The sequence below is a fragment of the Halomonas cerina genome, from assembly GCF_014192215.1.
Classification (GTDB): Bacteria; Pseudomonadota; Gammaproteobacteria; order Pseudomonadales; family Halomonadaceae; genus Halomonas; species Halomonas cerina.
The window spans coordinates 1-22,884 of sequence record NZ_JACHXP010000016.1 but is presented as its reverse complement, the minus strand read 5'-3'; the positions used below and the strand labels follow the sequence as shown (position 1 = coordinate 22,884).

The window sequence follows — 22,884 nt, the reverse complement described above, 5'->3', positions numbered from 1 at the left end:
ATGCACCGGCCGCTGCGCTGGCTGTGGCTGGCCGCCGCGGTGATCGCGCTGGACCTCGCCACCAAGTACGCCGCCAGTGCCTGGCTGGCCTACGCCCGGCCGGTGGAGGTGCTGCCGTTCTTCAACCTGACTCTGCTGCACAACACCGGCGCGGCCTTCAGCTTCCTGGCCGGCCACCCCGGTTGGCAGCGCTGGCTGTTCGCCGCCATCGCGGTGGGGGCGAGCATCGGCCTGACGGTCTGGATGCGCCGCCTCAAGCGCGACGAGACGCTGCTGGCCGTGTCTCTGGCGCTGATCATCGGTGGGGCCCTGGGCAACCTCTACGACCGGCTGGTGCATGGCTACGTGGTGGACTTTTTGTCCTTCCACGTGGCCGGCTGGTACTACCCCGCCTTCAATATCGCCGATATCGGCATCACCCTAGGCGCCATCGGGCTGATCTGGGAGTCGGTATTCGGCGAGAAACGTCGCGCGCGCAAGCGAAACTCCTGACCGAGCCCTTCAAACAGAGACTTTCAATGAGCGACTACCGTATCGACGAGGGCATGGAAGTGACCCTGCACTTCACCCTCAAGCTGGAAGACGGCACCGTGGTGGATTCCACCCGTGACAAGGCGCCGGCCACCTTCCAGGTGGGCGACGGCAACCTGCCGCCGGGCTTCGAGCACCCCATCAAGGGCCTGGGCGCCGGCGAGACCGGCACCTACGAGATCACCCCCGAGCATGCCTTCGGCCAGCACAACCCGCAGAACATTCAGGTGCTCAAGCGCGAGGACTTCGACAGCGACGAACCCGAGGTGGGCATGGTGATGTCCTTCGCCGATGCCGCCGGCGGCGAGCTGCCCGGGGTGATCAAGCGGATCGACGACGAGCAGGTCGAGGTGGACTTCAATCATCCGCTGGCCGGGCGTACCCTGACCTTCGAGGTGGAAGTGATCGACGTGAAGCCCGCCACGACGCATTGAGGTGGCCCATGCAGGACACCCCGGCCGGTAACAGCGACTACGACTCACCCTGGAAAGAGGCGCTGGAACACTATTTCCCGCAGTTCCTCGAACTGTTGCTACCCTCGATACATGCCGAGATCGACTGGTCGCGACCGCACGAATTCCTCGATAAGGAGCTGCAGCAGGTCGTACGGGATACTGACGCCGGGCGGCGCCATACCGATAAGCTGGTCAAGGTGTTTACCCTGGAGGGTAGCGAGACCTGGGTGCTGGTCCATGTGGAGGTGCAGGGCCGGGCCGATCGACGCTTCAATGCCCGGATGTATCGGTACTACTACCGGCTGCAGGACAAGTACCCGAGCCGGCGCATCGCCAGCATCGCGATTCTGACCGACCAGCGCAGTCGGGCCGCGATCGGTTATCATGAGCAGCAGCTCTGGCAGACACGGCTGACCTTCAGTTTTCCGGTAGTCAATCTGCTGGAGCTGGCTCAGGAACGTAGCGTACTGGAGAACAGCACCAACCCCTTTGCTGTCGTAGTCCTGGCACAGCTGGAAGCACACCACACCAAGGGCGATGACGGTGCCCGCTTGGTCAGCAAGTTCAGCCTGATGAAGCAGCTTTACCTGCGTGGGTACGCCCGTGAAGAAGTGCTGGAGCTATTGCGCCTGGTCGACTGGATGTTGGCTTTGCCGACGGCGTTGGAGGAGCAGCTGGAAGTCCAGCTGCTTCGTTTCGAGGAGGAAATACAGATGGCCTATGTCACATCCTTCGAGCGCATAGCCGAAAAGCGTGGCATGCAGCGTGGCATGCAGCGTGGCATGCAGCAGGGCAAGGTAAGTGGCCGTGCCGAGCTGCTGTTGAAACTGCTGGCACTGAAATTCGGTGAGTTGCCTGAGGAGGTGGAGTCAAGGGTGGCACAAGCCGGGGTGGAAGAGCTGGATCGATGGGCTGAACGTGTCCTGACAGCCGACACCCTGAATGACATCTTCGACTGATCTTTGATCAAGGCAAGGCCTCAATGCAATCCAATTCTATGCAAGCTAACTCCATGCAAATCAAGCTGGCCAACCCCCGTGGCTTCTGCGCCGGCGTCGATCGCGCCATCGACATCGTCAACAGCGCCCTGGACGTCTTCGGGCCGCCCATCTACGTGCGCCACGAGGTGGTCCATAACCGCTTCGTGGTCGACAGCCTGCGTGAGCGTGGGGCGATCTTCGTCGAGGAGCTGCACGAGGTGCCCAACGACGTCATCGTGATCTTCTCCGCCCATGGCGTCTCGCGGGCCGTGCAGCAGGAGGCCGAGCAGCGTGGACTCAAGGTCTTCGATGCCACCTGCCCGCTGGTCACCAAGGTCCACATGGAGGTGCTGCGCTACGCCAAGCGCGGCCAGGAGTGCATCCTGATCGGCCATGAAGGCCACCCGGAGGTGGAGGGCACCATGGGGCGCTACGACACCTCCTACGGTGGCCACATCTACCTGGTGGAGGACGAGGACGACGTGGCGCGCCTGGAGGTTAAGGACCCCAGCCGGCTGGCCTTCGTCACCCAGACGACCCTCTCCATGGACGACACCGCCAAGGTGATCGATGCCCTGCGGGCGAAGTTCCCCGAGATCGACGGGCCGCGCAAGGACGACATCTGCTACGCCACCCAGAACCGCCAAGACGCGGTACGCGACCTGGCCGCGACCTGCGATCTGGTGCTGGTGGTGGGCAGCCCCAACAGCTCCAACTCCAACCGCCTGCGCGAGCTCGCCGAACGGGTCGGCACCCCCGCCTACCTGGTCGACAGCGCCGAGCAGATCGACCCGGCCTGGCTAGAAGACGTGACCGGCATCGGCGTGACCGCCGGTGCCAGCGCCCCCGAGGTGCTGGTCGAAGGCGTGATCGAGCGCCTCAAGGCCCTGGGCGCCAGCGCCCCCGAGGAACTCGAAGGCCGCGAGGAGACCATCACCTTCTCCATGCCCCGTGAGCTGCGGGAACGGGTGATCGTCAGCGAGTGAGCTCGCTTGCTCCGGGCGACACGACAACACCGCCGTCATGGTCGTGACGGCGGTGTTGTCGTTGAGGCAGGTGATGGCGCACGCCGGGTGGGGCCTCTCATCGCCATTGGTCAGCTGGAAGTATTAGGTAGCGGGCGTCGTCTGACGTATGCTTATGCTCACAAGCCGGTGAAAACAGTTCGGGCATCCTGTTCGGCCGAGGGCTTACATCTTTGGTCGCAGGAAGCCTCATCCGACTGGTCACTCCGGCATCAGACCCTATCGCCACGCCCGAGCTTGATACATACTGAAACACTAGCCACGATCCGCAGGGAGGTCCCCGGTGTGACCCCGACCCGCACCCGACACCTGGCCACCCATGGCTGCCGCCACTCAGGCTTTACGCTGATCGAGCTGCTGATTGCGGTGGCGATTATCGGCATCCTCGCGGCGATTGCATATCCCAGCTATCAAAACTACGTGCAAAACGCACGTGTCAGTGACGGTCAGGCGAAGTTGATGGAACTGGCAGGCGAGCTGGAGCGTTGCTACACCGCTGACTACACCTATAACGGCTGTATCAGCCTACCCGTCGATTCCGATGAGGGGTATTACGAGATTACGGGATCCCCCTCGGCTTCCTCTTATACGCTGACTGCCACGCATGATGGCAACCAGGTCAAGGCGGTGTGCAAGACATTGACGATTGACGAGGCGGGAGCCACGACGCCTGAGTCAGGGTGCTGGTGAGACGATGCGATATCGTGGCTTTACCCTTATCGAGCTTCTGGTCACCATCGCCGTGATCGTCATCATGGCGACCATCGCCGTACCAGGTTTCCAGAGCATGATGGCGAGCAACCAGATGGCCACTGAGTACAACGAGATCCTGTCCGGCCTCAACTATGCCCGCAGCGAAGCCATCAAGCGGCGCGAGCTTGTGACCTTCGACCTTGATCAAGGCTGGTCCTACCAGGTGGTGGATAGCGAAGCTAATGTGCTACGACAACGAAGCGGAGGCAGTGGCAAGGTAAATGTGAGTGCCGATCTGGCGATCACCTTCAATGGTGCGGGCCGGGTCGATGATGGCTCTACCGACTGCAGCAGCGGTTGCACCATTACGCTGAGTCATGATTACAGCTCGGCAAAAGCCATTGCCGTCAGCCGCTTCGGCCGGGTCGGCAAGTCATTGGCAGAGGGAGCGTAGATCTCCATGGCAAGGTTCAGGGCATCCCGAGGCTTTACTCTAATCGAGGCACTGATCGCGCTGCTGGTACTTTCCATCGGCCTGCTGGGGGTAGCGGGGATGCAGCTCAAGGCGCTGCAGAGCGCGCATGCTGGGTATCAGCGTTCTGTCGCCTCGCTTGCGGCGCAAGATGCTCAGGAGCGGCTGTGGGCAGAGCTAGAAGCGTCGTTTCCCGCCTGCCCCGATCCAGATGATGTGGATGCGGTGGGCTGGCAATCCAACTGGTCATCGAGGTTGCCCGGCCTGAGTGCCCTATCGTACGCGCCATCGGGTGACTGCTCCTTTACGGTGAATGTGACTTGGAATGAAATGCGCTTCGGCGGTACGACCGAGACGCTTAGCTACACCTTTCGCTTACCGGGCACGCCATGAAGCAAATAAAAAGCGCATACTGTCAGCAAGGGTTTAGCTTGGTCGAGCTGATGATCGCCTTGGTGATTGGCTTGATCATTACGCTGGGGGCCGGACAGCTTTTCCTGTTGGGGCTACAGAACTTTCGGCAGATAGAGCAGCTCGGTGACAAGCAGGCGGCGCTCACGTTCGCATCGGATGTCCTGGTTCGCGAGATTCGTAGCGGCAGTTTTGACCAAGATCGCTACGAATTCAAAGATTCAGAGGATGGGCACAGTTGCACCCTTTACGACACTGACGAGGATCAACCTCTGGTAGATGGTTTTTCCGATGCCGATGGCTGCAGCGGGACACTGAAGGCTACTCCGGATGCAGACACTGATGGGCTTTACTTGATTTCCTTGACTTTGGGTAGGGGGTCGTCGCCTATCGAGTTTTATGCGATGAGTCGCAGAGAGGCGGTTGCTGGTGTCGGCAACACTGGCGAAACCGGCGAAACCGGCGAAACCGGCGAAACCGGCGAAACCGGCGAAACCGGCGAAACCGGCGAAACCGGCGAAACCGGCGATGATGATCCAAGTCAGACCCCGAATCCTGATAACCCCGGTTATTACATGGATGGCTCGAAGATGTATGGGAATAATTGCTATAATGCTCATGGTTATAAGGATGGGTGTGAGTGATGTTTAATAAGCAAGGTGGTGCAGCACTTATTGTTGTGCTTTCACTTCTGACAGTATCACTGATGCTGGGTGTCTCGGGTATGCAGTCAGCGCTGATAGAGGAGCGCCTGGCGGGTAACTACAAGGCTATGGCTGAGGCGCAGATGGGGGCTGAAATGGCTGCATCGGAGGGGTGGGAAAAACTTGGAAGTGGGGTCATGAACTTCTCTTCTGCATCGAAATCTTCTATTGAGGCAATGAACTGGAGTGACTTTGTTGATGATGGTAATTTTGAATTTGCGAAAAGTGGCGATGCCTGTGGTGGAGGAGTGACCTGCTACTATCGCTATATTGAGGATGGCTTTGATCAGTATATTGTAGCGATGGGGGCCACCGAAAATGGTAGTGGCGCCCAAAGCGATCCGGTTTTTGTTGAGTTCAACCTTTCCGGTTTTGGTGACCCTTCTGCGACAGTATTTCCAGGCGGTATAGCAGAGAATGCAGAAGTGCAGTGGCCTAACTCTCAGCAAAGCAGGATGGCGGGTGGTGTTATTGAGGTTGATGGGGTGTCAAACAAGGTGTATGCGGTGTCTCTCTATGAGGCAGAAGGAGGGCTGAGTGCGCAAGATATAATGGATGGCATTACAGGGAATAATAAGACAGGGCTGTCGCTGGAAGAGGGGAGTGAGACCTTGGCTGGGAACGGTTATCCCTACCTTGGGTTAGTTGAGATTATTAAGGGGATGTACAAGCAATACTTGGATGAAGGTGTTAATGCTTCAAGCAAGTACCCGGGTGTCCATTTTTATGAATATGGCCTGGATGTAACCGGTAATAGTAACCTTGAGGGCCTCCATGTCGTGCTGAATGGTCAGGCGCGTATAGGAGGGAACGCAGATCTTTCTGGTATGTTGGTTGTGATGAACGTGGACTTTTCTGGTGATGATTGGACTCCTATGATGGCTACAAGAGCTAAGTTCAATGGTGGCGGTAACAAGGGGACCGTGTGGTTCGATGAGACTGCCGTGGAACAGGCTATCTCGCCATTTGGAGTGACGGTTCAGGAGCTTCTTGGGTTGGATGAAGGTGACGGAGGTGGCTCTGCAAGCTTTAAGGAAATCCTTGAATGGAATTGAGTGGGAGGTGCATCGTTTTTTAATATCTCTACTTTGACTATGATCGATTCGCTACTGCACGGATGAGAGAAGCATGTTTTGCGAAGGTGTAGTCAGGTATCTGGGCAAGATGGCTGTGTTGTCTCAACTCGAACTCTACCGAAATTACTGACAACAACCTGTGCTCCAGCATCGCCATGACCACATAGGCTGAAAGTGCCATTATATCCTGTAGTCCTTCCTAGTTCTCCATACTGTACTGGACGATCGTTTCTGCTGAAACTGGCAGTAACTCCATCCATGCTTTTCAGCTGCCTGAGAATAGTATGACCGGTCAATCTTCCTCCCGTTACCTTCCCTTCAACGATAACCCAGTCGTGGCTCCAGTCATCGAAGTCGCAAGTCTCATAAAGTGGCCCAGTGCTTGAGCACACTGTGATCTTCGTTCTCCGCGCGATCGCCGTATTCCGGGCTATCGAAAGAGCTGTCTTGATCCTGAGTACCTCAGCGGCGACTTCATTGCGTGCGCTGAACTGCTGAAAGCTCGGCACGGCCCAAGTGATCGTGATTACCAGCACGGCGAGGGCGACCAGCAGCTCGATCAGGGTTACACCGCCCTGGGGCGGCTTTGCCAGCCGGCTGGCCTTGCCGGTATGGTGTTGGCCGCGGGTGGTGACGAGACGCATGGCTCCCTCCTGGAACGCCCCCTCCCTGGGGCTTCCTTCACGCTAGCCTGTCACCGCTTTTTCTCCATAAGCCATTTCGGATATCGCCTGTGAGTGATTTTCTCGTCGTGGGGGGGGGCGTCATCGGCATGATGACCACCCTGCAACTGGCCGATGCCGGCCATTCGGTGACTCTGCTCGAGCGCGGCCAGTGCGGCCGCGAGGCCTCCTGGGCCGGGGGCGGTATCGTCTCGCCGCTCTATCCTTGGCGCTACTCGGCGCCCATCTCGCGCTTGTCCACCTGGTCGGAGGGCTTCTACCCCGAGCTGGCGCTGCGCCTGCTGGAAGAGACCGGCATCGACCCGGAATATCGCCAGCGGGGCTTGCTCTACCTGCGCGTCGACGACGAGAGCAGGGCGCTGGCCTGGGCCCGCAAGGTGGGCAAGCCGCTGGAGCGGGTGGGGTCAGACTTCCTGTACGCCAAGGAGCCCAATGTCGCACCGGGCTGTGACGGGGCGCTGTGGATGCCGACCCTGGGCAGCATCCGCAACCCTCGTCTCACGCAGGCACTGCGGCGTCGGCTGGCAGACATGCCGGGGGTCACGCTCCGCGAGGGCTGCGAGGTGCAGGGGTTTCGCCGGTCCGGCGGGCGGGTCACGGCGGTGGAGACCGCCACCGGGCCACTAGCGGCCGACCAGGTGATCGTCTGCGGTGGGGCCTGGGCGGCGGGGCTGCTCGAGACGACCGGCCTCCGGCTGCCGGTGCGTCCGGTGAAGGGGCAGATGATCCTCTTCAAGGCGCCCCCCGACCTGGTTCGGCGGGTGGTGCTGATGGACGGGCGGTACGTCATCCCGCGGGCCGACGGCCGGGTGCTGGCCGGTTCGACCCTGGAGGAGGTGGGCTTCGACAAGACGGTTACCGAGGAAGCACACGTCTCGCTGCGGCAGAGCGCCACGCGCATCGTGCCGGCCCTGGCCGACTGCGCGGTGGAACATCACTGGGCGGGGCTGCGCCCCGGCTCGCCCGATGGCATGCCCTTCATCGGCGCGGTGCCGGGCCTTGAGAACTTGCACGTGAACGCGGGCCACTACCGCAACGGCCTGGTGCTGGCCCCGGCCTCGACCCGGCTGCTGGTCGACCAGTTGCTGGGTCGTGAACCGATCCTGGATCCTATGCCCTATCGGCTGAAAGACCGGTAGTGCGGGCCGGTAACAAGTTTCGTTACAGTTCGCGGAAACTGGGAGGTCGTGGGAGCGCAGCTTGCTGCGCGATGTGTCGGCGCGCTGTGGTGTGTACTGGGCGCCTGGCGGCGCCATCGCGCAATAAATTGCGCTCCCACGAAAACCCGCCTAGCTGCCCGGGAGGTGCCGCTGCCACCATCCTGCTTGGCTGCTTGGCTGCTTGGCTGCTTGGCTGCTTGGCTGCTTGGCTGCTTGGCCCTCACTCCTCCCGCTTCTGCTCCTCGAGATACTTGTCCCGGTGGTCGGGGGAGCAGAACCACTGCCCCCGCTCGCGCAGGGCGTCGTCTTCCGGGAGGTGCACCTGGCACCAGGCACAGCGCACCATCTGGCCGCCCTGGGGCACACTGCGGTCGGCTTCCTCGCGCTCCAGCTTCCACTCCCGGTACATGCGGTAGAGCTTGAGGCCGGCGAAGAGCAGCACGGCGAAGATGATCAGGCGTATCAGCAACAGGTTCATCCTTACGGTGACTCCCTGGATGGGGTCGGTCGCCTTTGCCACTCGACCGCCCTTGCGGGACAATGCAGGTATCAGAGGATTCTCGAGAGATTTCTACGCCCATGCAAGACCTGACATTGGTGATGGCTCAGCTGGACCCGCTGGTCGGGGACATTCCCGGCAATACCGATAGTGCCATCGAGGCGGTGCGCGAGGCGCGCCTCGAGCATGGAGCCGATATCGTGGTGCTGCCGGAACTCTTCCTGACCGGCTATCCGCCGGAAGACCTGCTCTTCCGCCCTTCCATGGAAACGCGCCTGCGTCATGCGCGCACGCGCATGGCCGAGAAGGTGGTACGCGACGTCATGGTGATCGTCGGCTATCCCGGCCGCCGCGAAGGGCATACCTGGAACCTGGCCGGGGTGCTCTACAACGGCGAGTGGCTGGACGAGTATGCCAAGCAGGCACTCCCCAACTACCTGGTGTTCGATGAGCGTCGCTACTTCACGCCGGGCAGTCGCCCGCTGGTGATCGAGCACAAGGGGGCCAGGCTCGGTATCCTGATCTGCGAGGATATCTGGGCGGAGGAGCCGGTGAAGCAGGCGAGCGATGCCGGCGCCGAGATCCTCCTCACCCTCAACGCGTCACCCTACCACCAGGACAAGCCGGCCGAACGCCTGGCGCTGTTCGAGCAGCGTGCCCGGGATGTCCGGCTGCCGCTGGTTTACGTCAACATGATCGGCGGACAGGACGAGCTCGTCTTCGATGGCGGATCGGCCTGTGTAAGCCGCGAGGGGGAACTGCGGGTCCAGGCGCCGCATTGGGAAGTGGGGCTGATGCCGGTGCAGTTCGTGCGCGAGAACGGCAGGTGGGAGCCGCGTCTCGGCGAGACCCAGCCCGAGGTCGAGCCCGAGGAGGATCTCTACGCGGCGCTTGTCACGGGGGTGCGTGACTACGTCAACAAGTGCCGCTTCCAAGGGGTGGTCATGGGGCTTTCCGGGGGCATCGATTCGGCCTTGTCACTGGCCATCGCCGTCGACGCCCTGGGGGCGGATCGCGTCCATGCCATGATGATGCCCTATCACTACACGGCGGACATCTCCAAGGACGATGCCGCCGAACAGGCGAGGCTGCTCGGCGTCGGCTATGACGTGCTGTCCATCGAGACGGTGGTCGAGGCCTTCAACGAGAGCCTGGCCAAGAGTTTCGCCGGCACCCTGCCCGACACCACCGAGGAGAACCTGCAGTCGCGCTGTCGCGGCGTGGTGCTGATGGCGATCTCCAACAAGAAGGGGCTGATGGTGCTGACCACCGGCAACAAGAGCGAGATGGCGGTGGGCTACGCGACGCTCTACGGCGACATGGTAGGGGGATACAACGCGCTCAAGGACGTCTACAAGACCTGGGTCTATCGCCTTGCCCGCTGGCGCAACGCCCAGTCGCCGGCGATCCCCGAGCGGGTGATCGATCGCCCGCCCTCGGCCGAGCTGGCGCCGGGCCAGGAGGATATCGATTCGCTGCCTCACTACGATGTGCTGGATGCCATCCTGGTGCGCTACATCGAGGGGGATATGAGCGCCGAGGCGATCATCGAGGCGGGCTTCGAGCGCGATGACGTCTACCAGGTGGTCAAGCTGGTGGATCGCAACGAGTACAAGCGCCGCCAGGCCCCGGTGGGCGTGCGGGTCACCCGCCGCGGCTTCGGCCGGGATCGCCGCTACCCCATCGTCAACGGCTGGCAGCCGGGGGAGTAAGCGCCCTTCGGGCAGCGCCGAGCGCCCAGCCCAAAGCAACGCCACCGCTCTTCCGGGCGGTGGCGTTCTACCAAGGGGGGAGGGTCAGTGCGAATGTGAGCCGTGCTGTTCCAGACGCTCGGCGAGCCAGATCTTGATGATCGATTGGCGAGTGACGCCGAGACGAGCGGCTTCCCGGTCCAGCGAGTCGATCATCCAGGTCGGGAAATCGACGTTGACACGCTTCTGCTTTCTGAGCGGGCGCCTGGCTTGCGTCAGGTCAAGCTCATCGATGATGTCGTCACCTTCATCGAAGCGGCTATCGAGATCATGGGCTTTCATAGAGGGCTACCTCACTGCTGCGTGAGCGCCTGACCGAGATCAGGCGAATGTGCTTTTCTCGGTAGGTAATGATACCGGACCAGTGCTTCCCATCGATCTTGCCAATCACTACGAACCGTGGCTCATCCATGGTCTTTGCCGGGACCTCCAGCAAGTCCGGGTCTTCCCAGAGACGCTGGGCATCGACAAAGTCGATGCCGTGCTTATGCCGGTTTGCCTCGCTCTTGCGCGAGTCGAACTCGAAAGCGTCCATGGATAAAAAGTATACCTTTTCTATATTCGTGGAAAAGGGATTTGTTCCAAGGCTGGGTATAAGAACGGCACTATTCCTGACAGCCCGGGGAATGACGACAGCGCCCAGCTGCAAGCGCCGAGCTGCTCAGTGACGGGCGGCGGATATCGAGGCAGTACACGAGAAACCCCACCGGACTCGACACCCGGTGGGGTTTCTCATTGGCGCCAGATCCGAATTCGGCATCATACTGCTCGGCGCTCGGCGCTCGGCGCTCGGCGCTCGGCGCTCGGCGCTCGGCGCTCGGCGCTCGGCGCTCGGCGCTCGGCGCTCGGCGCTCGCCTCAGACCGAGACCGGTCGGGCGTCGACGTGCTGCGGCCTGAAGGTGCGGCCGTCCAGGCGCTCATGATCGGGGGCGTTGTCGATCAGCACCCGCAGGGTCTCGCGGGCACGATCGCGCATGTCGAGGCCCAGGTAACCCTCCACCATCATCGCCAGGGCGTCGCGGGTGGCCTGGGACTGGGGATAGTTCTCCAGCACCCAGCGGCCGCGCTCCACGGCGGCCACGTAGGCCCCTTTGCGTAGGTAGAAGTCGGCCACGTGCAGCTCATGGCGGGCCAGTAGGTTGCGCAGGTAGACGATGCGCTGGCGGGCGTCCGGTGCGTACTGGCTGTCAGGGAACCGCTGGACCAGCTCGCTGAAGTCGCTGTAGGCGTCGCGAGTGGCGCCCAGGTCGCGCTTGGAGATATCGATCAGCCGCAGGCCTTCGAGGCTGAAGCGGCCGGCCTGCCAGGCGGCCAGGCCACGCATGTAGTAGGCGTAGTCGACCTGGGGGTGCTCCGGGTGCAGGCGGATGAAACGGCTGGCGGCGGCCCGGGCGGCTTCCCAGTCGTCGGTCTCGTAGTAGGCGTAGATCAGCTCTAGCTGGGCCTGCTCGGCGTGTTCACCGAAGGGAAAGCGGGTATCGATGGCCTCGAGGCGGTTGATGGCGGTGGTCAGGCGGCCACCCTCCAGGGCCTCGCGCCCCTCCTCGTAGAGTTCGCGCTCGGCGACGCCGTCGAGCTCGGCTTCCTCGTCCTCGGGAGTGCTGGCACAGCCGGCCAGCAGGGCGCCGGCCAGCAGCAGGGCGGCCAGGCGGGCGGGGGAGCTGATAAGGTGCATCGTGATCCTCATGTCAAACAACCCGGGGCGACCGTGCTAGAATCGGCCGACATCCGCCCACTATAAAGCACCTCGCGGCGAAACGCAGTCATCCGGCCGCATGCCGCCGGGCCATCGGCGGGCGGTGCAGACCCAAGCAGACGGACCCATTCGCGAGCCCATGTCCCAGACCCTCGAAGCCCAGCAACGCGTTCCCGAGCGCATGGCCGGCCTGCGCCTCGACCAGGCCGCCGCCGAACTCTTCGCCGACTTCTCCCGGGAGCGTCTTAAGGGATGGATCAAGGACGGTGCCTTGACCGTCGACGGCAGCCCCGCCAAACCCAAGGATAAGGTCTATGGGGGCGAGGCGCTGGCGCTTGCCGCCGAGATCGAGGATGACACCCGCTTCGAGCCGGAACAGATCCCGCTGGACATCGTCTTCGAAGACGATGAGGTGCTGGTGCTCGACAAGCCGCCCGGCCTGGTGGTGCACCCGGCCGCCGGCAATCCCGACGGCACGCTGCTCAACGGCCTGCTGCATCACTGCCCGGGGCTCGCGGCGATCCCCCGGGCCGGCATCGTGCACCGCCTGGACAAGGACACCAGCGGCCTGATGGTGGTGGCCAAGACCCTGGCGGCCCAGACCACCCTGGTGGAGCAGCTCCAGGCGCGCAGCGTGTCCCGGGAGTACGATGCCGTGGTGGTCGGGGTAATGACCGCCGGCGGTACCGTGGACGCCCCCATCGGCCGCCACCCGAAGGACCGCAAGCGCCAGGCAGTCAATGCCTCCGGCAAGCCCGCGGTGACCCACTACCGGGTAGTGGAGCGCTTTCGCGCCCATACCCATGTGCGCTGTCGCCTGGAAACCGGTCGCACCCACCAGATCCGGGTGCACCTGGCACACCTGCGTTACCCGCTGATCGGTGATCCTGTCTACGGAGGGCGGTTGAAGCTGCCGGGCGGCGCCGGCGAGCCCCTCAAGGAAGTGCTGCGCGAGTTTCCCCGTCAGGCGCTGCATGCCCGCAAGCTAGCCTTCGTGCACCCGGGCAGCGGCGAGCAAATGGTCTTCCGCGCGCCGCTGCCGGATGACCTGCTGATGCTGCTCGACTTCCTTCGCGACGACGCCGAGACGATGCAATGAGCGATGCCCTGGAACTGCGCCCGACCCTGATCACGCCCGACTGGCCGGCGCCCGCTAACGTGGGCGCCTTCGTCACCACCCGCGAGACCGGTCCCAGCCAGGGGGAGTTCGCCGCCTTCAACCCTGCCGAGCATGTGGACGACAATCCCTACCACGTGGCGCTCTGTCGTCGGCAGTTGCACAAGATGATCGGCGACGACCGTCCGCTGCTGTGGCTGGACCAGGTGCACGGGGCGCGGGTGCAGCAGGAGTTCTCGAGCCAGGTGCCCGAGGCCGATGCTGCGGTAGCCACGGGGCGCGACTACGCCTGCGTGGTGCTGACCGCCGATTGCCTGCCGGTGTTCTTCTGCGACCGGGCCGGCGAGCGCATCGGAGTGGCTCATGCCGGCTGGCGTGGGCTGGCCGGCGGCGTGCTCGAGGCGACGGTGGCGGCCCTGGGCATTCCCGCCGAGGAGTTGATGGCCTGGCTCGGCCCCGCCATCTCCAATGCCCAGTTCGAGGTGGGCCCGGAGGTGCGTCAGGCCTTCGTCGCGGTGCACCCGGAGTCCCTCGGCGCCTTCGAGCCCAGCCCCTACCGTCTGGGCCACTTCATGGCCGACCTCTACAAGCTGGCACGCCTGCGCCTGGAACGCCTCGGGGTGGCCCACATCAGCGGTGGGCACTTCTGCACCGCCTGCGAGTCCCGCTTCTACTCCTACCGTCGCGATGACGGCGTCACCGGTCGCATGGCCAGCGTGATCTGGCTCAGGTAGCAACGGGCCACGGGCTTCGAGCTTCGGGCAGTTGACGGGGACTGGCAGCGTCAGAGATTGCAGCCCGCAGCCCGCAGCCCGCAGCCCGCAGCCCGCAGCCCGCAGCCCGCAGCCCGCAGCCCGCAGCCCGCAGCCCGCACCCTTGACCCATATCAACCCGCTTCGCTTTCCGGTGGCTGGCGCCTTGAAAGCCGGCCATCCTGACGCCACTTAGGTTGTCAAGACCCATGACACCGGGACAGGCGGTGCGTCCGAATCGCGCCGTCTCCCCCGACGGAGGAAAGCGTATGCGATTCGACAAGTTCACCGCCAAGCTGCAGAACGCCGTGGCCGATGCCCAGTCCCTGGCCGTGGGGCGCGGGCATAACCAGCTCGAGCCCGGTCATTTGCTGCTGGCCCTGTTCGATGCCCGGGATACCGGCGTCAAGGCGCTGGTGCAGAAGGCCGGCGGTGATGCCGCACGGCTGCGTGATGCCCTGGTGGGGCACCTGGATGATCTACCCAAGGTCAGCCAGTTCGAGGGTGAGGTGCAGCCCTCCCGTGACCTGATCAAGTTGTTCAACCTCACCGACCGCGAGGCCCAGAATCGCGGCGATCAGTACATCGCCAGCGAACTGGTGCTGCTCGCCGCGCTGGAGATGCGTCATGCGGTGAGCAAATTGCTGGGCCAGGCAGGGATCACCCGCAAGGCACTCGAGGCCGCCATCGACAGCGTGCGGGGCGGCGAGAAGGTCGACGATCCCAATGCCGAGGATCAGCGTGAGGCGCTGGAGAAGTACACCCTGGACCTCAACGAACGGGCCGCCAACGGCAAGCTCGACCCGGTCATCGGCCGCGACGACGAGATCCGCCGTACCATCCAGGTGCTGCAGCGGCGCACCAAGAACAACCCGGTGCTGATCGGCGAGCCCGGCGTGGGCAAGACCGCCATCGTCGAGGGCCTGGCCCAGCGCATCGTCGATGGTGAGGTACCGGAAGGGCTCAAGGACAAGCGGGTGCTGTCGCTGGACATGGGCGCGCTGCTCGCCGGCGCCAAGTTCCGCGGCGAGTTCGAGGAGCGCTTGAAGGCGGTGCTCAAGGAGCTGGCCCAGGAGGAGGGCCGGGTGATCCTGTTCATCGACGAGCTGCATACCATGGTCGGCGCCGGTAAGGCCGAGGGCGCCATGGATGCCGGCAACATGCTCAAGCCGGCGCTGGCGCGCGGCGAGCTGCACTGCGTGGGGGCCACCACTCTGGACGAGTACCGCCAGCACATCGAGAAGGATGCGGCGCTTGAGCGACGTTTCCAGAAGGTGCTGGTCGACGAGCCCAGCGAGGAGGACACCGTGGCGATCCTGCGCGGCCTCAAGGAGCGCTACGAAGTGCACCACGGGGTGGACATCACCGATGGCGCCATCATCGCCGCGGCCAAACTCTCGACCCGCTATATCACCGACCGCCAGCTGCCCGACAAGGCCATCGACCTGGTCGACGAGGCCTGTTCGCGGATCCGCATGGAGCTCGACTCCAAGCCGGAGGAGATGGACCGTCTCGACCGCCGGCTGATCCAGCTCAAGATGGAGCGCGAGCACCTCAAGAAGGAGACCGACGAGGCGGCCAAAAAGCGCCTGGAGAGCCTCGAGGAGCAGATCGACGAGCTCGAGCGGGAGTATGCCGACCTCGACGAGATCTGGAAGGCCGAGAAGGCCAGCATCCAGGGGGCGGCGCAGTTCAAGGACGAGCTCGACCGGGCACGCACCGACCTCGAGCAGGCGCGTCGCCAGGGGGATCTGGGGCGCATGTCGGAGCTGCAGTACGGGGTGATTCCCGAGCTCGAGAAGAAGATCGCCGAGGCCGGCGAGGGAGAGGCGGACACCTCCGGCCACAAGCTGCTGCGCTCTAACGTCACCGAGGAGGAGATCGCCGAGGTGGTGTCGCGCTGGACCGGCATCCCGGTGGCCAAGATGCTCGAGGGCGAGCGCGACAAGCTGCTGCGCATGGAGGAGGCACTCCACGAGCGGGTGATCGGCCAGGACGAGGCTGTCACCGCCGTGGCCAACGCGGTGCGTCGCTCCCGGGCCGGGCTCGCCGACCCGAACCGGCCCAACGGCTCCTTCCTGTTCCTCGGTCCCACCGGGGTCGGCAAGACGGAGCTGTGCAAGGCGCTGGCGGGTTTCCTCTTCGATACCGAGGAGGCGATGGTACGCATCGACATGTCGGAGTTCATGGAGAAGCACTCCGTGGCGCGGCTGATCGGGGCGCCTCCCGGCTATGTGGGCTACGAGGAGGGGGGCTATCTGACCGAGGCGGTGCGCCGCAAGCCCTACTCGGTGCTGCTGCTCGATGAGGTGGAAAAGGCCCACCCGGATGTCTTCAACATCCTGCTGCAGGTGCTCGAGGATGGCCGGCTCACCGATGGCCAAGGGCGCACCGTGGACTTCCGCAACACCGTCATCGTGATGACCTCCAACATGGGCTCGGACATCATCCAGCGCCTGGGCGGTGACGAGCACTATGAGGAGATGAAGAGTGCAGTCATGGAGGTGGTGGGTGCTCATTTCCGCCCCGAGCTGATCAACCGCATCGACGAGGTGGTGGTGTTCCACGCCCTGCAGCAGGCGCAGATCCAGGCCATTGCCGGCATCCAGCTCGACCGGCTGCGCGCACGGCTGGCCGAGCATGAGCTTTCCCTCGAGGTCAGCGACGCAGCCATGGCCCAGTTGGCCATGGTGGGCTTCGATCCGGTGTTCGGCGCCCGACCGCTGAAGCGCGCGATCCAAAGTCGACTCGAGAACCCGCTGGCCCAGGACCTGCTGGCGGGGCGCTTCTCGCCGGGCGACGTGATCCGTGTCGATGCCGAGGGGGAACACCTGGTGTTTCACAAGTAACGGGGCACAATTCGTTACATCGCCGACCGGGTAACCGGTCGGCGACGTACTACACTTCTCATCAGGTTGCGTCCTGTAACCCCCTTGCCCGCCCGGCTTCCTGCCCGGCGGGCTTTTTGCGGGCTTCCGTCCGGGGCCTGTATACCGGGGCCGTGTCAGATCTTGGCGGGGCGCGGTTGACACTTCCGCGATGCTAATAGAATCTTGAGCGTTCCTGATCGTGGGCACGGACACCAGCGGGCAACCCCCCAACCCCGTGCGAAGGGTAGGCCGAGCGCCTCTACCCGCCCAAGGACTTCCGGGCCCGAGCCAACCGCTCGGCCTGGCCAACGCCCCGACGCGGTGAACCGCCGTGATGAGAGTGCAGGCCCCAACAGGGCTATTTGCCAGGGTTTGGCATCAGGTGCCGGCAATGTCGGCAGCGGCATACCGTCGCACTCGACCCCGTGTTCCGCACTAAGGACACGGATCGCACTCGAGACCTTCAGGGGAGAAACATCTGTGGAATTGCTTTCCGGCGCGGACATGATCGCCCGCTTCCTTCAGGACGAGGGCGTCGAATACATCTATGGCTATCCCGGTGGGGCGGCGCTGCATATCTACGACGCCCTGTTCCGCCAGGACAAGGTCAAGCACATCCTGGTCCGCCACGAACAGGCCGCCACCCATGCGGCCGATGGCTATGCCCGGGCTTCCGGCAAGCCGGGCACGGTGCTGGTGACCTCCGGCCCCGGGGCCACCAATGCGGTCACCGGCATCGCCACCGCCTACATGGACTCGATTCCCATGGTAGTGCTGTGCGGCCAGGTGATGAGCCACTTGATCGGCGACGACGCCTTCCAGGAGACCGATATCATCGGCGTGACCCGGCCGATCGTGAAGCACAGCTTCTCGATCCGTCACCCCAGCGAGATTCCGGAAGTCCTCAAGAAGGCCTACTACCTGGCCGCCACCGGCCGCCCCGGCCCGGTGGTGGTGGACATTCCCAAGGACATGACGGCGCCTACCGAGCGCTACGAGTACGTCTACCCGAAGAAGGTCAGGATGCGCTCGTACAACCCCGTGGCCCGCGGCCATACCGGCCAGATCAAGAAGGCCGTGGAGCTGATGCTCAAGGCGCGTCGTCCGGTGTTCTACACCGGTGGCGGCGTGGTCACCGGGCGAGCCTGCGAAGGCCTGACCGATCTGGTCAAGCGGCTGGGCTTCCCGATCACCACCACCCTGATGGGCATCGGCGCCTATCCACAGAGCGATGCTCAGTCGCTGGGCTGGCTGGGCATGCACGGCTCCTATGAGTCGAACATGGCCATGCACCATGCCGACCTGATCATCGCCATCGGCGCGCGCTTCGACGACCGGGTGACCAACAATACCTCGAAGTTCTGCCCCACGGCCAAGATCATCCATGTGGACATCGACCCGAGCTCCGTCTCCAAGACGGTACGCGCCGATGTGCCGATCGTGGGGCCGGCGGCGAGCGTGATCGACGAGATGATCAGCCTCGTGCAGGGCAAGGAGATCGCCAATCCCGAGGCGCTGGCCGAGTGGTGGAAGACCATCGACGGCTGGCGCGAGACGCGCCGCGGCAAGCTCTACGAGCCGTCCCGTCCCGGCGAGCCGATCAAGCCCCAGGAGGTCATCGAGGCCTTGTGCCGGGTGACGCGCGGCGAGGCCTACGTGACCACCGATGTGGGCCAGCACCAGATGTTCGCGGCCCAGTACTACAAGTTCGACAAGCCCAACCGCTTCATCACCTCCGGGGGGCTCGGCACCATGGGCTTCGGCTTCCCGGCGGCCATGGGCATCAAGCAGCACTTCCCGGACGAGCAGGTGATCTGCGTGACCGGCGAGGGCAGCTTCCAGATGATGATGCAGGAGCTGTCGACCTGTAAGCAGTTCGGTGGCGGCGTGAAGATCGTCAACCTCAACAATGCCTCGCTGGGCATGGTGCGCCAGTGGCAGGACCTCAACTATAAGTCTCGGCACGCGCATTCCTACATGGAGTCGCTACCCGATTTCCAGAAACTGATCGAGTCGTATGGCTTTACCGCGCTGCGGGTGGAGACCCTCGAGGAGCTCGAGCCGGCACTGGAGCGTACCTTTGCCGACAAGCATGAGCTGATCTTCCTCGATGTTCTCGTCGACCCGCACGAGCACGTCTATCCGATGCAGGTGCCCCTGGGCTCCATGCGTGACATGCTGCTTTCCAAGACGGAGCGGACCTGATGCGCCATATCATCTCGATTCTGATGGAAAACGAACCGGGTGCCCTGTCGCGCGTGGTGGGACTGTTCTCCCAGCGTAACTTCAACATCGAGACGCTGAACGTGGCGCCCACCGACGACGAGACCCTGTCGCGGCTGACCGTGACCACCGTGGGCGACGACCGGGTGATCGAGCAGATCACCAAGCACCTCAACAAGCTGATCGACGTGGTCAAGCTGGTGGATCTCACCGAGGGCAACCACATCGAGCGTGAGCTGATGCTGGTCAAGGTCAAGGCGCTGGGGGCGGCTCGTGACGAGGTCAAGCGCACGGTGGACATCTTCCGCGCCCAGGTGGTGGACGTGACGCCGAGCCTCTACACGGTGCAGATCACCGGCGATGCCGCCAAGCTAGACGCCTTCCTCCAGGCCATGGCGCCGGTGGGGGTGCTCGAGGTGGCGCGCACCGGGGTGTCGGGGATCGCCCGGGGAGATAAAGTCCTTTCCCTGTAAGTTTGCCCATCTCCCGACTGCAAAGGCCGCCCTTCGGGGCGGTTTTTTCGTGGCCGCTCACCCGCGCTCCTCGACCTCGTCCCACAGGGCGGCGATCAGTGGGCTCTTCCGGCGGCGATTGAGCACGCACAGCCCCACGTCGTAGTGGGGCAGCTCGGGCTTGACCGGCAGGATGCGGACCCGTTCCGAGAGCGGGCTGGTATCGAGCACGATCTTCGGCACCACGCCGACTCCGAAGCCCAAGCCAACCATGCTGACGATGGCCTCATGGCCGGCGACCTGGGCATAGATACGCGGCGTCACGCCCAGTGCCTTGAACCAGGTATCGCTGACCTCCCGGGACAGCCCCGCTTCGGAGAGCACCATGGGGACTGCCTGCCACTGGGCGGTGCTGGGGCTCTCGGGGGCGGGAGGAATCCAGGGCGCACCATTCCGCGGGGCGATAAAGACCAGCGGCGAGCGGGTCAGCGACTTGAAGGCCAAGGCCTCGGGCAGCTGGCGGGGCCGGGAGGTGATCGCCATGTCCTCGCTGCCGGCCAACACCCGGGGCATGGACTGGGCCGGGTCGCCGGTATGCAGCTTGAGCTCGATGCCCGGGTAACGGGAGCGGAACGCGCTGAGCAGATCGTAGAGGAAGCTGTAGCTGGCGGTCACCGAGCAGTAGATGCTGATCTCGCCGGTCAGGGTGCGGGCCTCGCTCATCAGCGATTGGCGCAACTGTTCCCACTGCTCCAGGGTATCCCGGGCCCAGGTCTGGAAGGTGTGGCCCTGTCGGGTCAGCACCACATGGCGATTGTCCCGCTCGAAGAGCCGCACGCCACCCAGGCTCTCCTCCAACTGGCGGATCGAACGGGAAAGCGTCGAGGGGCTGACGTGACAGGCCTCGCTGGCGCGGCCGAAGTGCAGGGTCTCGGCCAGCGCGAGGAAGTGCTTGAGGGGGCGCATGTCCATGGGGGCAAGTATTGCACATTCCGGGATGTGGTATTGCAAATATCGCGTTTTACGCAACGCAGAGGGCTGGCGTAAAGTGACGTCATCGGCTTTAACGGATCCCAGCGCCGCACCAGACGGCGCGGGTGGCCATCAACGCTGACACTCGTTTTCCACTTCTTCCGATCAGGAGCACAGCATGAGTATGCGCGTCTACTACGACAAGGACTGCGATCTCTCCCTCATCCAGGGCAAGCAGGTGGCCATCGTGGGCTACGGCTCCCAGGGCCACGCCCATGCCAACAACCTCAAGGAGTCCGGCGTCGACGTCACCGTCGCCCTGCGTCAGGGATCTTCCTCCGCCGCCAAGGCCGAGGCCGCCGGCCTGAAGGTCGCCTCCGTCGAGGAGGCCGCCAAGGTGGCCGATGTGGTAATGGTGCTGGCGCCTGACGAGAACCAGAAGGCGATCTACGAAAACCAGATCGCGCCGAACCTGAAGCAGGGGGCCACCCTGGCCTTCGCCCACGGTTTCAATATCCACTACAACCAGATCGAGCCGCGCCAGGACCTGGACGTGGTGATGATTGCGCCCAAGGCGCCGGGCCATACCGTGCGCTCCGAGTTCGTGCGGGGCGGTGGCATTCCCGACCTGATCGCCATCCACCAGGACGCCTCCGGCAACGCCAAGGAACTGTCGCTCTCCTACGCGGCCGCCATCGGCGGCGGTCGCAGCGGCATCATCGAGACCACCTTCAAGGACGAGACCGAGACCGACCTGTTCGGTGAGCAGGCGGTGCTGTGCGGCGGCGCCGTGGAGCTGGTCAAGGCCGGTTTCGAGACCCTGACCGAGGCGGGCTACGCACCGGAGATGGCCTACTTCGAGTGCCTGCACGAGCTCAAGCTGATCGTCGATCTGATGTACGAGGGCGGCATCGCCAACATGAACTACTCCATCTCCAACAATGCGGAGTATGGCGAGTACGTGACCGGCACCGAGGTCATCAACGAGCAGTCTCGCGAGGCCATGCGCCATGCGCTCAAGCGCATCCAGACCGGCGAGTACGCCAAGATGTTCATCAACGAGGGCAACAGCAACTACCCGTCGATGACCGCGCGTCGCCGCCTGAATGCCGAGCACCCGATCGAGCAGGTCGGCGAAAAGCTCCGCGCCATGATGCCGTGGATCGCCGCTAACCAACTGGTCGACAAGTCGAAGAACTGATCCGAGGGAACGGTTCCGGTAGTTTGCACGAGGGCACGGGCATCCGTGCCCTCGTCACGTTTCAGGATAGGGGTGTCATCACGATGAGCCAAGCGCTGCTGTGTGTGTAGAATGGGGCCGACGACAAGCCGCAACGGACAGGACTGATGAGCCAGGACCCCAGCAACAATGAACGCGAGCCGTCCCGGTCGGGTGATGACGATCTGGCCTCGAGCTTCCTGCGCGAGTCGGAGGTGATCGAGGAGGCCGAGGAAGGCGGCAAGAAGGTGCGACGAAAGGGCGTCTATCTGCTGCCCAACCTGTTTACCACCTCGGCGCTGTTCTCCGGTTTCTTCGCTGTGGTGGCCGGCATCAACGGTGACTTCACCGCAGCCTCGGTGGCCATCTTCATCGCTATGGTCCTCGATGGCGTGGACGGTCGCGTGGCACGCCTGACCAATACCCAGAGTGCATTCGGGGCGGAGTACGACAGCCTTGCCGACATGATCTCCTTCGGCATGGCGCCGGCGCTGGTGGCCTTCACCTGGATCCTCCAGGATGTCGGCAAGACCGGCTGGGTGGTGGCCTTCCTCTATGTCGCCTGCGCCGCCCTGCGCCTGGCCCGCTTCAATGTGCAGATCGGCAGCGTCGACAAGAAGTGGTTCATCGGTCTGCCGAGTCCCTCCGCGGCGGCTCTGGTGGCCGCGTGTGTCTGGACCTTCCACAATTTCGATGCCGAGGCCTTCGGCTTCAAGCTGCTGATGCTCCTGGTGGTGGGGGTGACGGGAATCCTGATGGTCAGCAATATCCGCTATTACAGCTTCAAGGACCTGGACCTCAAGGGACCGGTGCCCTTCGTGGTCTTGCTGGCAATCGTGCTCGGCTTTGTGGTGATCTCCATCGAACCCTCGGTGATGCTGCTGTTGCTGTTCGGTAGCTATGTGAGCTCGGGGCCACTGCTGGCGATGATGCGCAAGCTCCGCCATACCCCGTCCCATAGCTGATGCCTGACGCCGAGATATCATGCCTTCGATCTTCGCCGGAAACTTTTTCCCCGCAGGGCTTGCGTGGCCCGCGGATAATCCGTAAAGTACGCATCCGCTGCCGGCGACGGGCTACGTTGCAGGCGGTGATGAGTGGCAGAAGGGCTTGTTCTGCTTGAGGTTTTTCGAAACGCTACG

The 22,884-nt window shown here is 63.5% G+C and carries 24 protein-coding genes; 18 read left to right on the top strand and 6 right to left on the bottom strand.

All coding sequences use genetic code 11. The features are described from left to right. The 9 genes from lspA to FHR94_RS14520 all read left to right on the top strand — a co-directional run bounded on the left by lspA (position 1) and on the right by FHR94_RS14520 (position 6,326). Positions 1-492, top strand: a complete 492-nt coding sequence (gene lspA, locus FHR94_RS14560; RefSeq protein WP_183326714.1) for a signal peptidase II — start codon at positions 1-3, stop codon at positions 490-492. Positions 493-518: 26 nt separating this feature from the next. Continuing rightward, the gene (gene fkpB / locus FHR94_RS14555) at positions 519-965 is read left to right on the top strand and encodes an FKBP-type peptidyl-prolyl cis-trans isomerase (RefSeq protein ID WP_183326576.1); all 447 of its coding nucleotides are present in this window, start codon (positions 519-521) and stop codon (positions 963-965) included. A gap of 8 nt (positions 966-973) precedes the next feature. Beyond that, the gene (locus FHR94_RS14550; RefSeq protein ID WP_183326574.1) at positions 974-1,945 is read left to right on the top strand and encodes a DUF4351 domain-containing protein; all 972 of its coding nucleotides are present in this window, start codon (positions 974-976) and stop codon (positions 1,943-1,945) included. Positions 1,946-1,998: 53 nt separating this feature from the next. Further along, on the top strand, positions 1,999-2,952 hold the full coding sequence (ispH, locus tag FHR94_RS14545) for a 4-hydroxy-3-methylbut-2-enyl diphosphate reductase (RefSeq protein ID WP_183326572.1): 954 nt from the start codon (positions 1,999-2,001) through the stop codon (positions 2,950-2,952). Between the two features lie 324 nt (positions 2,953-3,276). Next, complete coding sequence (locus FHR94_RS14540) at positions 3,277-3,681, top strand: type IV pilin protein (protein ID WP_425485387.1); 405 nt, start codon at positions 3,277-3,279, stop codon at positions 3,679-3,681. Between the two features lie 4 nt (positions 3,682-3,685). Then, positions 3,686-4,138 carry a GspH/FimT family pseudopilin gene (locus FHR94_RS14535; protein ID WP_183326570.1) on the top strand — a complete coding sequence of 151 codons (453 nt, stop codon included), beginning with the start codon at positions 3,686-3,688 and terminating at the stop codon, positions 4,136-4,138. Positions 4,139-4,144: 6 nt separating this feature from the next. Beyond that, positions 4,145-4,549, top strand: coding sequence for a type IV pilus modification protein PilV (pilV, locus tag FHR94_RS19695; protein ID WP_246389980.1), 405 nt, complete (start codon positions 4,145-4,147; stop codon positions 4,547-4,549). Next, a complete protein-coding gene (locus FHR94_RS14525) occupies positions 4,546-5,211 on the top strand; it encodes a PilW family protein (RefSeq protein ID WP_183326568.1) in 666 nt (221 codons plus the stop codon). The genes pilV and FHR94_RS14525 overlap by 4 nt, the downstream gene beginning before the upstream one ends. After that, positions 5,211-6,326 (top strand): pilus assembly PilX family protein, encoded by a 1,116-nt coding sequence (locus FHR94_RS14520; RefSeq protein WP_183326566.1) that lies wholly within the window; start codon positions 5,211-5,213, stop codon positions 6,324-6,326. Before FHR94_RS14525 ends, FHR94_RS14520 begins: the two co-directional genes overlap by 1 nt. Positions 6,327-6,418: 92 nt before the next feature. Here the strand turns inward: FHR94_RS14520 and FHR94_RS14515 are convergent, their stop codons facing one another. Continuing rightward, complete coding sequence (locus FHR94_RS14515) at positions 6,419-6,991, bottom strand: GspH/FimT family pseudopilin (protein WP_183326564.1); 573 nt, start codon at positions 6,989-6,991, stop codon at positions 6,419-6,421. Positions 6,992-7,080: 89 nt separating this feature from the next. On the opposite strand from FHR94_RS14515, the gene thiO reads away from it, so the two are divergent. Beyond that, positions 7,081-8,169: a glycine oxidase ThiO gene (gene thiO, locus FHR94_RS14510; RefSeq protein WP_183326562.1), complete on the top strand. Its 1,089-nt coding sequence runs from the start codon at positions 7,081-7,083 to the stop codon at positions 8,167-8,169. Between the two features lie 241 nt (positions 8,170-8,410). Here the strand turns inward: thiO and FHR94_RS14505 are convergent, their stop codons facing one another. After that, on the bottom strand, positions 8,411-8,668 hold the full coding sequence (locus FHR94_RS14505; RefSeq protein WP_183326560.1) for a PP0621 family protein: 258 nt from the start codon (positions 8,666-8,668) through the stop codon (positions 8,411-8,413). A gap of 101 nt (positions 8,669-8,769) precedes the next feature. On the opposite strand from FHR94_RS14505, the gene FHR94_RS14500 reads away from it, so the two are divergent. After that, positions 8,770-10,401 carry an NAD+ synthase gene (locus tag FHR94_RS14500; RefSeq protein ID WP_183326558.1) on the top strand — a complete coding sequence of 544 codons (1,632 nt, stop codon included), beginning with the start codon at positions 8,770-8,772 and terminating at the stop codon, positions 10,399-10,401. Positions 10,402-10,485: 84 nt separating this feature from the next. Here the strand turns inward: FHR94_RS14500 and brnA are convergent, their stop codons facing one another. The 3 genes from brnA to FHR94_RS14485 all read right to left on the bottom strand — a co-directional run bounded on the left by brnA (position 10,486) and on the right by FHR94_RS14485 (position 12,116). Beyond that, positions 10,486-10,722 carry a type II toxin-antitoxin system BrnA family antitoxin gene (gene brnA / locus FHR94_RS14495; RefSeq protein ID WP_183326556.1) on the bottom strand — a complete coding sequence of 79 codons (237 nt, stop codon included), beginning with the start codon at positions 10,720-10,722 and terminating at the stop codon, positions 10,486-10,488. Continuing rightward, positions 10,709-10,975 (bottom strand): BrnT family toxin, encoded by a 267-nt coding sequence (locus FHR94_RS14490; RefSeq protein WP_183326554.1) that lies wholly within the window; start codon positions 10,973-10,975, stop codon positions 10,709-10,711. The genes brnA and FHR94_RS14490 overlap by 14 nt, the downstream gene beginning before the upstream one ends. A gap of 322 nt (positions 10,976-11,297) precedes the next feature. Continuing rightward, a complete protein-coding gene (locus FHR94_RS14485; RefSeq protein ID WP_183326552.1) occupies positions 11,298-12,116 on the bottom strand; it encodes an outer membrane protein assembly factor BamD in 819 nt (272 codons plus the stop codon). Positions 12,117-12,276: 160 nt separating this feature from the next. Here FHR94_RS14485 and rluD point away from each other — a divergent pair, with 160 nt between their 5' ends. The 5 genes from rluD (at position 12,277) to ilvN (ending at position 19,572) form a co-directional block, all read left to right on the top strand. Then, positions 12,277-13,236: a 23S rRNA pseudouridine(1911/1915/1917) synthase RluD gene (rluD, locus tag FHR94_RS14480; RefSeq protein ID WP_183326550.1), complete on the top strand. Its 960-nt coding sequence runs from the start codon at positions 12,277-12,279 to the stop codon at positions 13,234-13,236. Beyond that, entirely contained in the window at positions 13,233-13,988 is a 756-nt protein-coding gene (gene pgeF, locus FHR94_RS14475) for a peptidoglycan editing factor PgeF (RefSeq protein WP_183326548.1), read from the top strand. The genes rluD and pgeF overlap by 4 nt, the downstream gene beginning before the upstream one ends. Before the next feature lie 287 nt (positions 13,989-14,275). Continuing rightward, positions 14,276-16,855: an ATP-dependent chaperone ClpB gene (gene clpB, locus FHR94_RS14470; protein WP_183326545.1), complete on the top strand. Its 2,580-nt coding sequence runs from the start codon at positions 14,276-14,278 to the stop codon at positions 16,853-16,855. Between the two features lie 501 nt (positions 16,856-17,356). Continuing rightward, on the top strand, positions 17,357-19,081 hold the full coding sequence (locus FHR94_RS14465; RefSeq protein WP_183326543.1) for an acetolactate synthase 3 large subunit: 1,725 nt from the start codon (positions 17,357-17,359) through the stop codon (positions 19,079-19,081). After that, positions 19,081-19,572 carry an acetolactate synthase small subunit gene (gene ilvN / locus FHR94_RS14460; protein ID WP_183326541.1) on the top strand — a complete coding sequence of 164 codons (492 nt, stop codon included), beginning with the start codon at positions 19,081-19,083 and terminating at the stop codon, positions 19,570-19,572. Before FHR94_RS14465 ends, ilvN begins: the two co-directional genes overlap by 1 nt. Before the next feature lie 57 nt (positions 19,573-19,629). Here the strand turns inward: ilvN and ilvY are convergent, their stop codons facing one another. Continuing rightward, complete coding sequence (gene ilvY / locus FHR94_RS14455; RefSeq protein ID WP_183326540.1) at positions 19,630-20,523, bottom strand: HTH-type transcriptional activator IlvY; 894 nt, start codon at positions 20,521-20,523, stop codon at positions 19,630-19,632. A 184-nt stretch (positions 20,524-20,707) separates the two neighbouring features. Here ilvY and ilvC point away from each other — a divergent pair, with 184 nt between their 5' ends. Together ilvC and pssA are read left to right on the top strand one after the other, a co-directional pair. Then, positions 20,708-21,724: a ketol-acid reductoisomerase gene (ilvC, locus tag FHR94_RS14450; RefSeq protein ID WP_183326710.1), complete on the top strand. Its 1,017-nt coding sequence runs from the start codon at positions 20,708-20,710 to the stop codon at positions 21,722-21,724. A 146-nt stretch (positions 21,725-21,870) separates the two neighbouring features. After that, the gene (gene pssA, locus FHR94_RS14445) at positions 21,871-22,707 is read left to right on the top strand and encodes a CDP-diacylglycerol--serine O-phosphatidyltransferase (RefSeq protein WP_183326538.1); all 837 of its coding nucleotides are present in this window, start codon (positions 21,871-21,873) and stop codon (positions 22,705-22,707) included. Positions 22,708-22,884 lie beyond the last annotated feature (177 nt).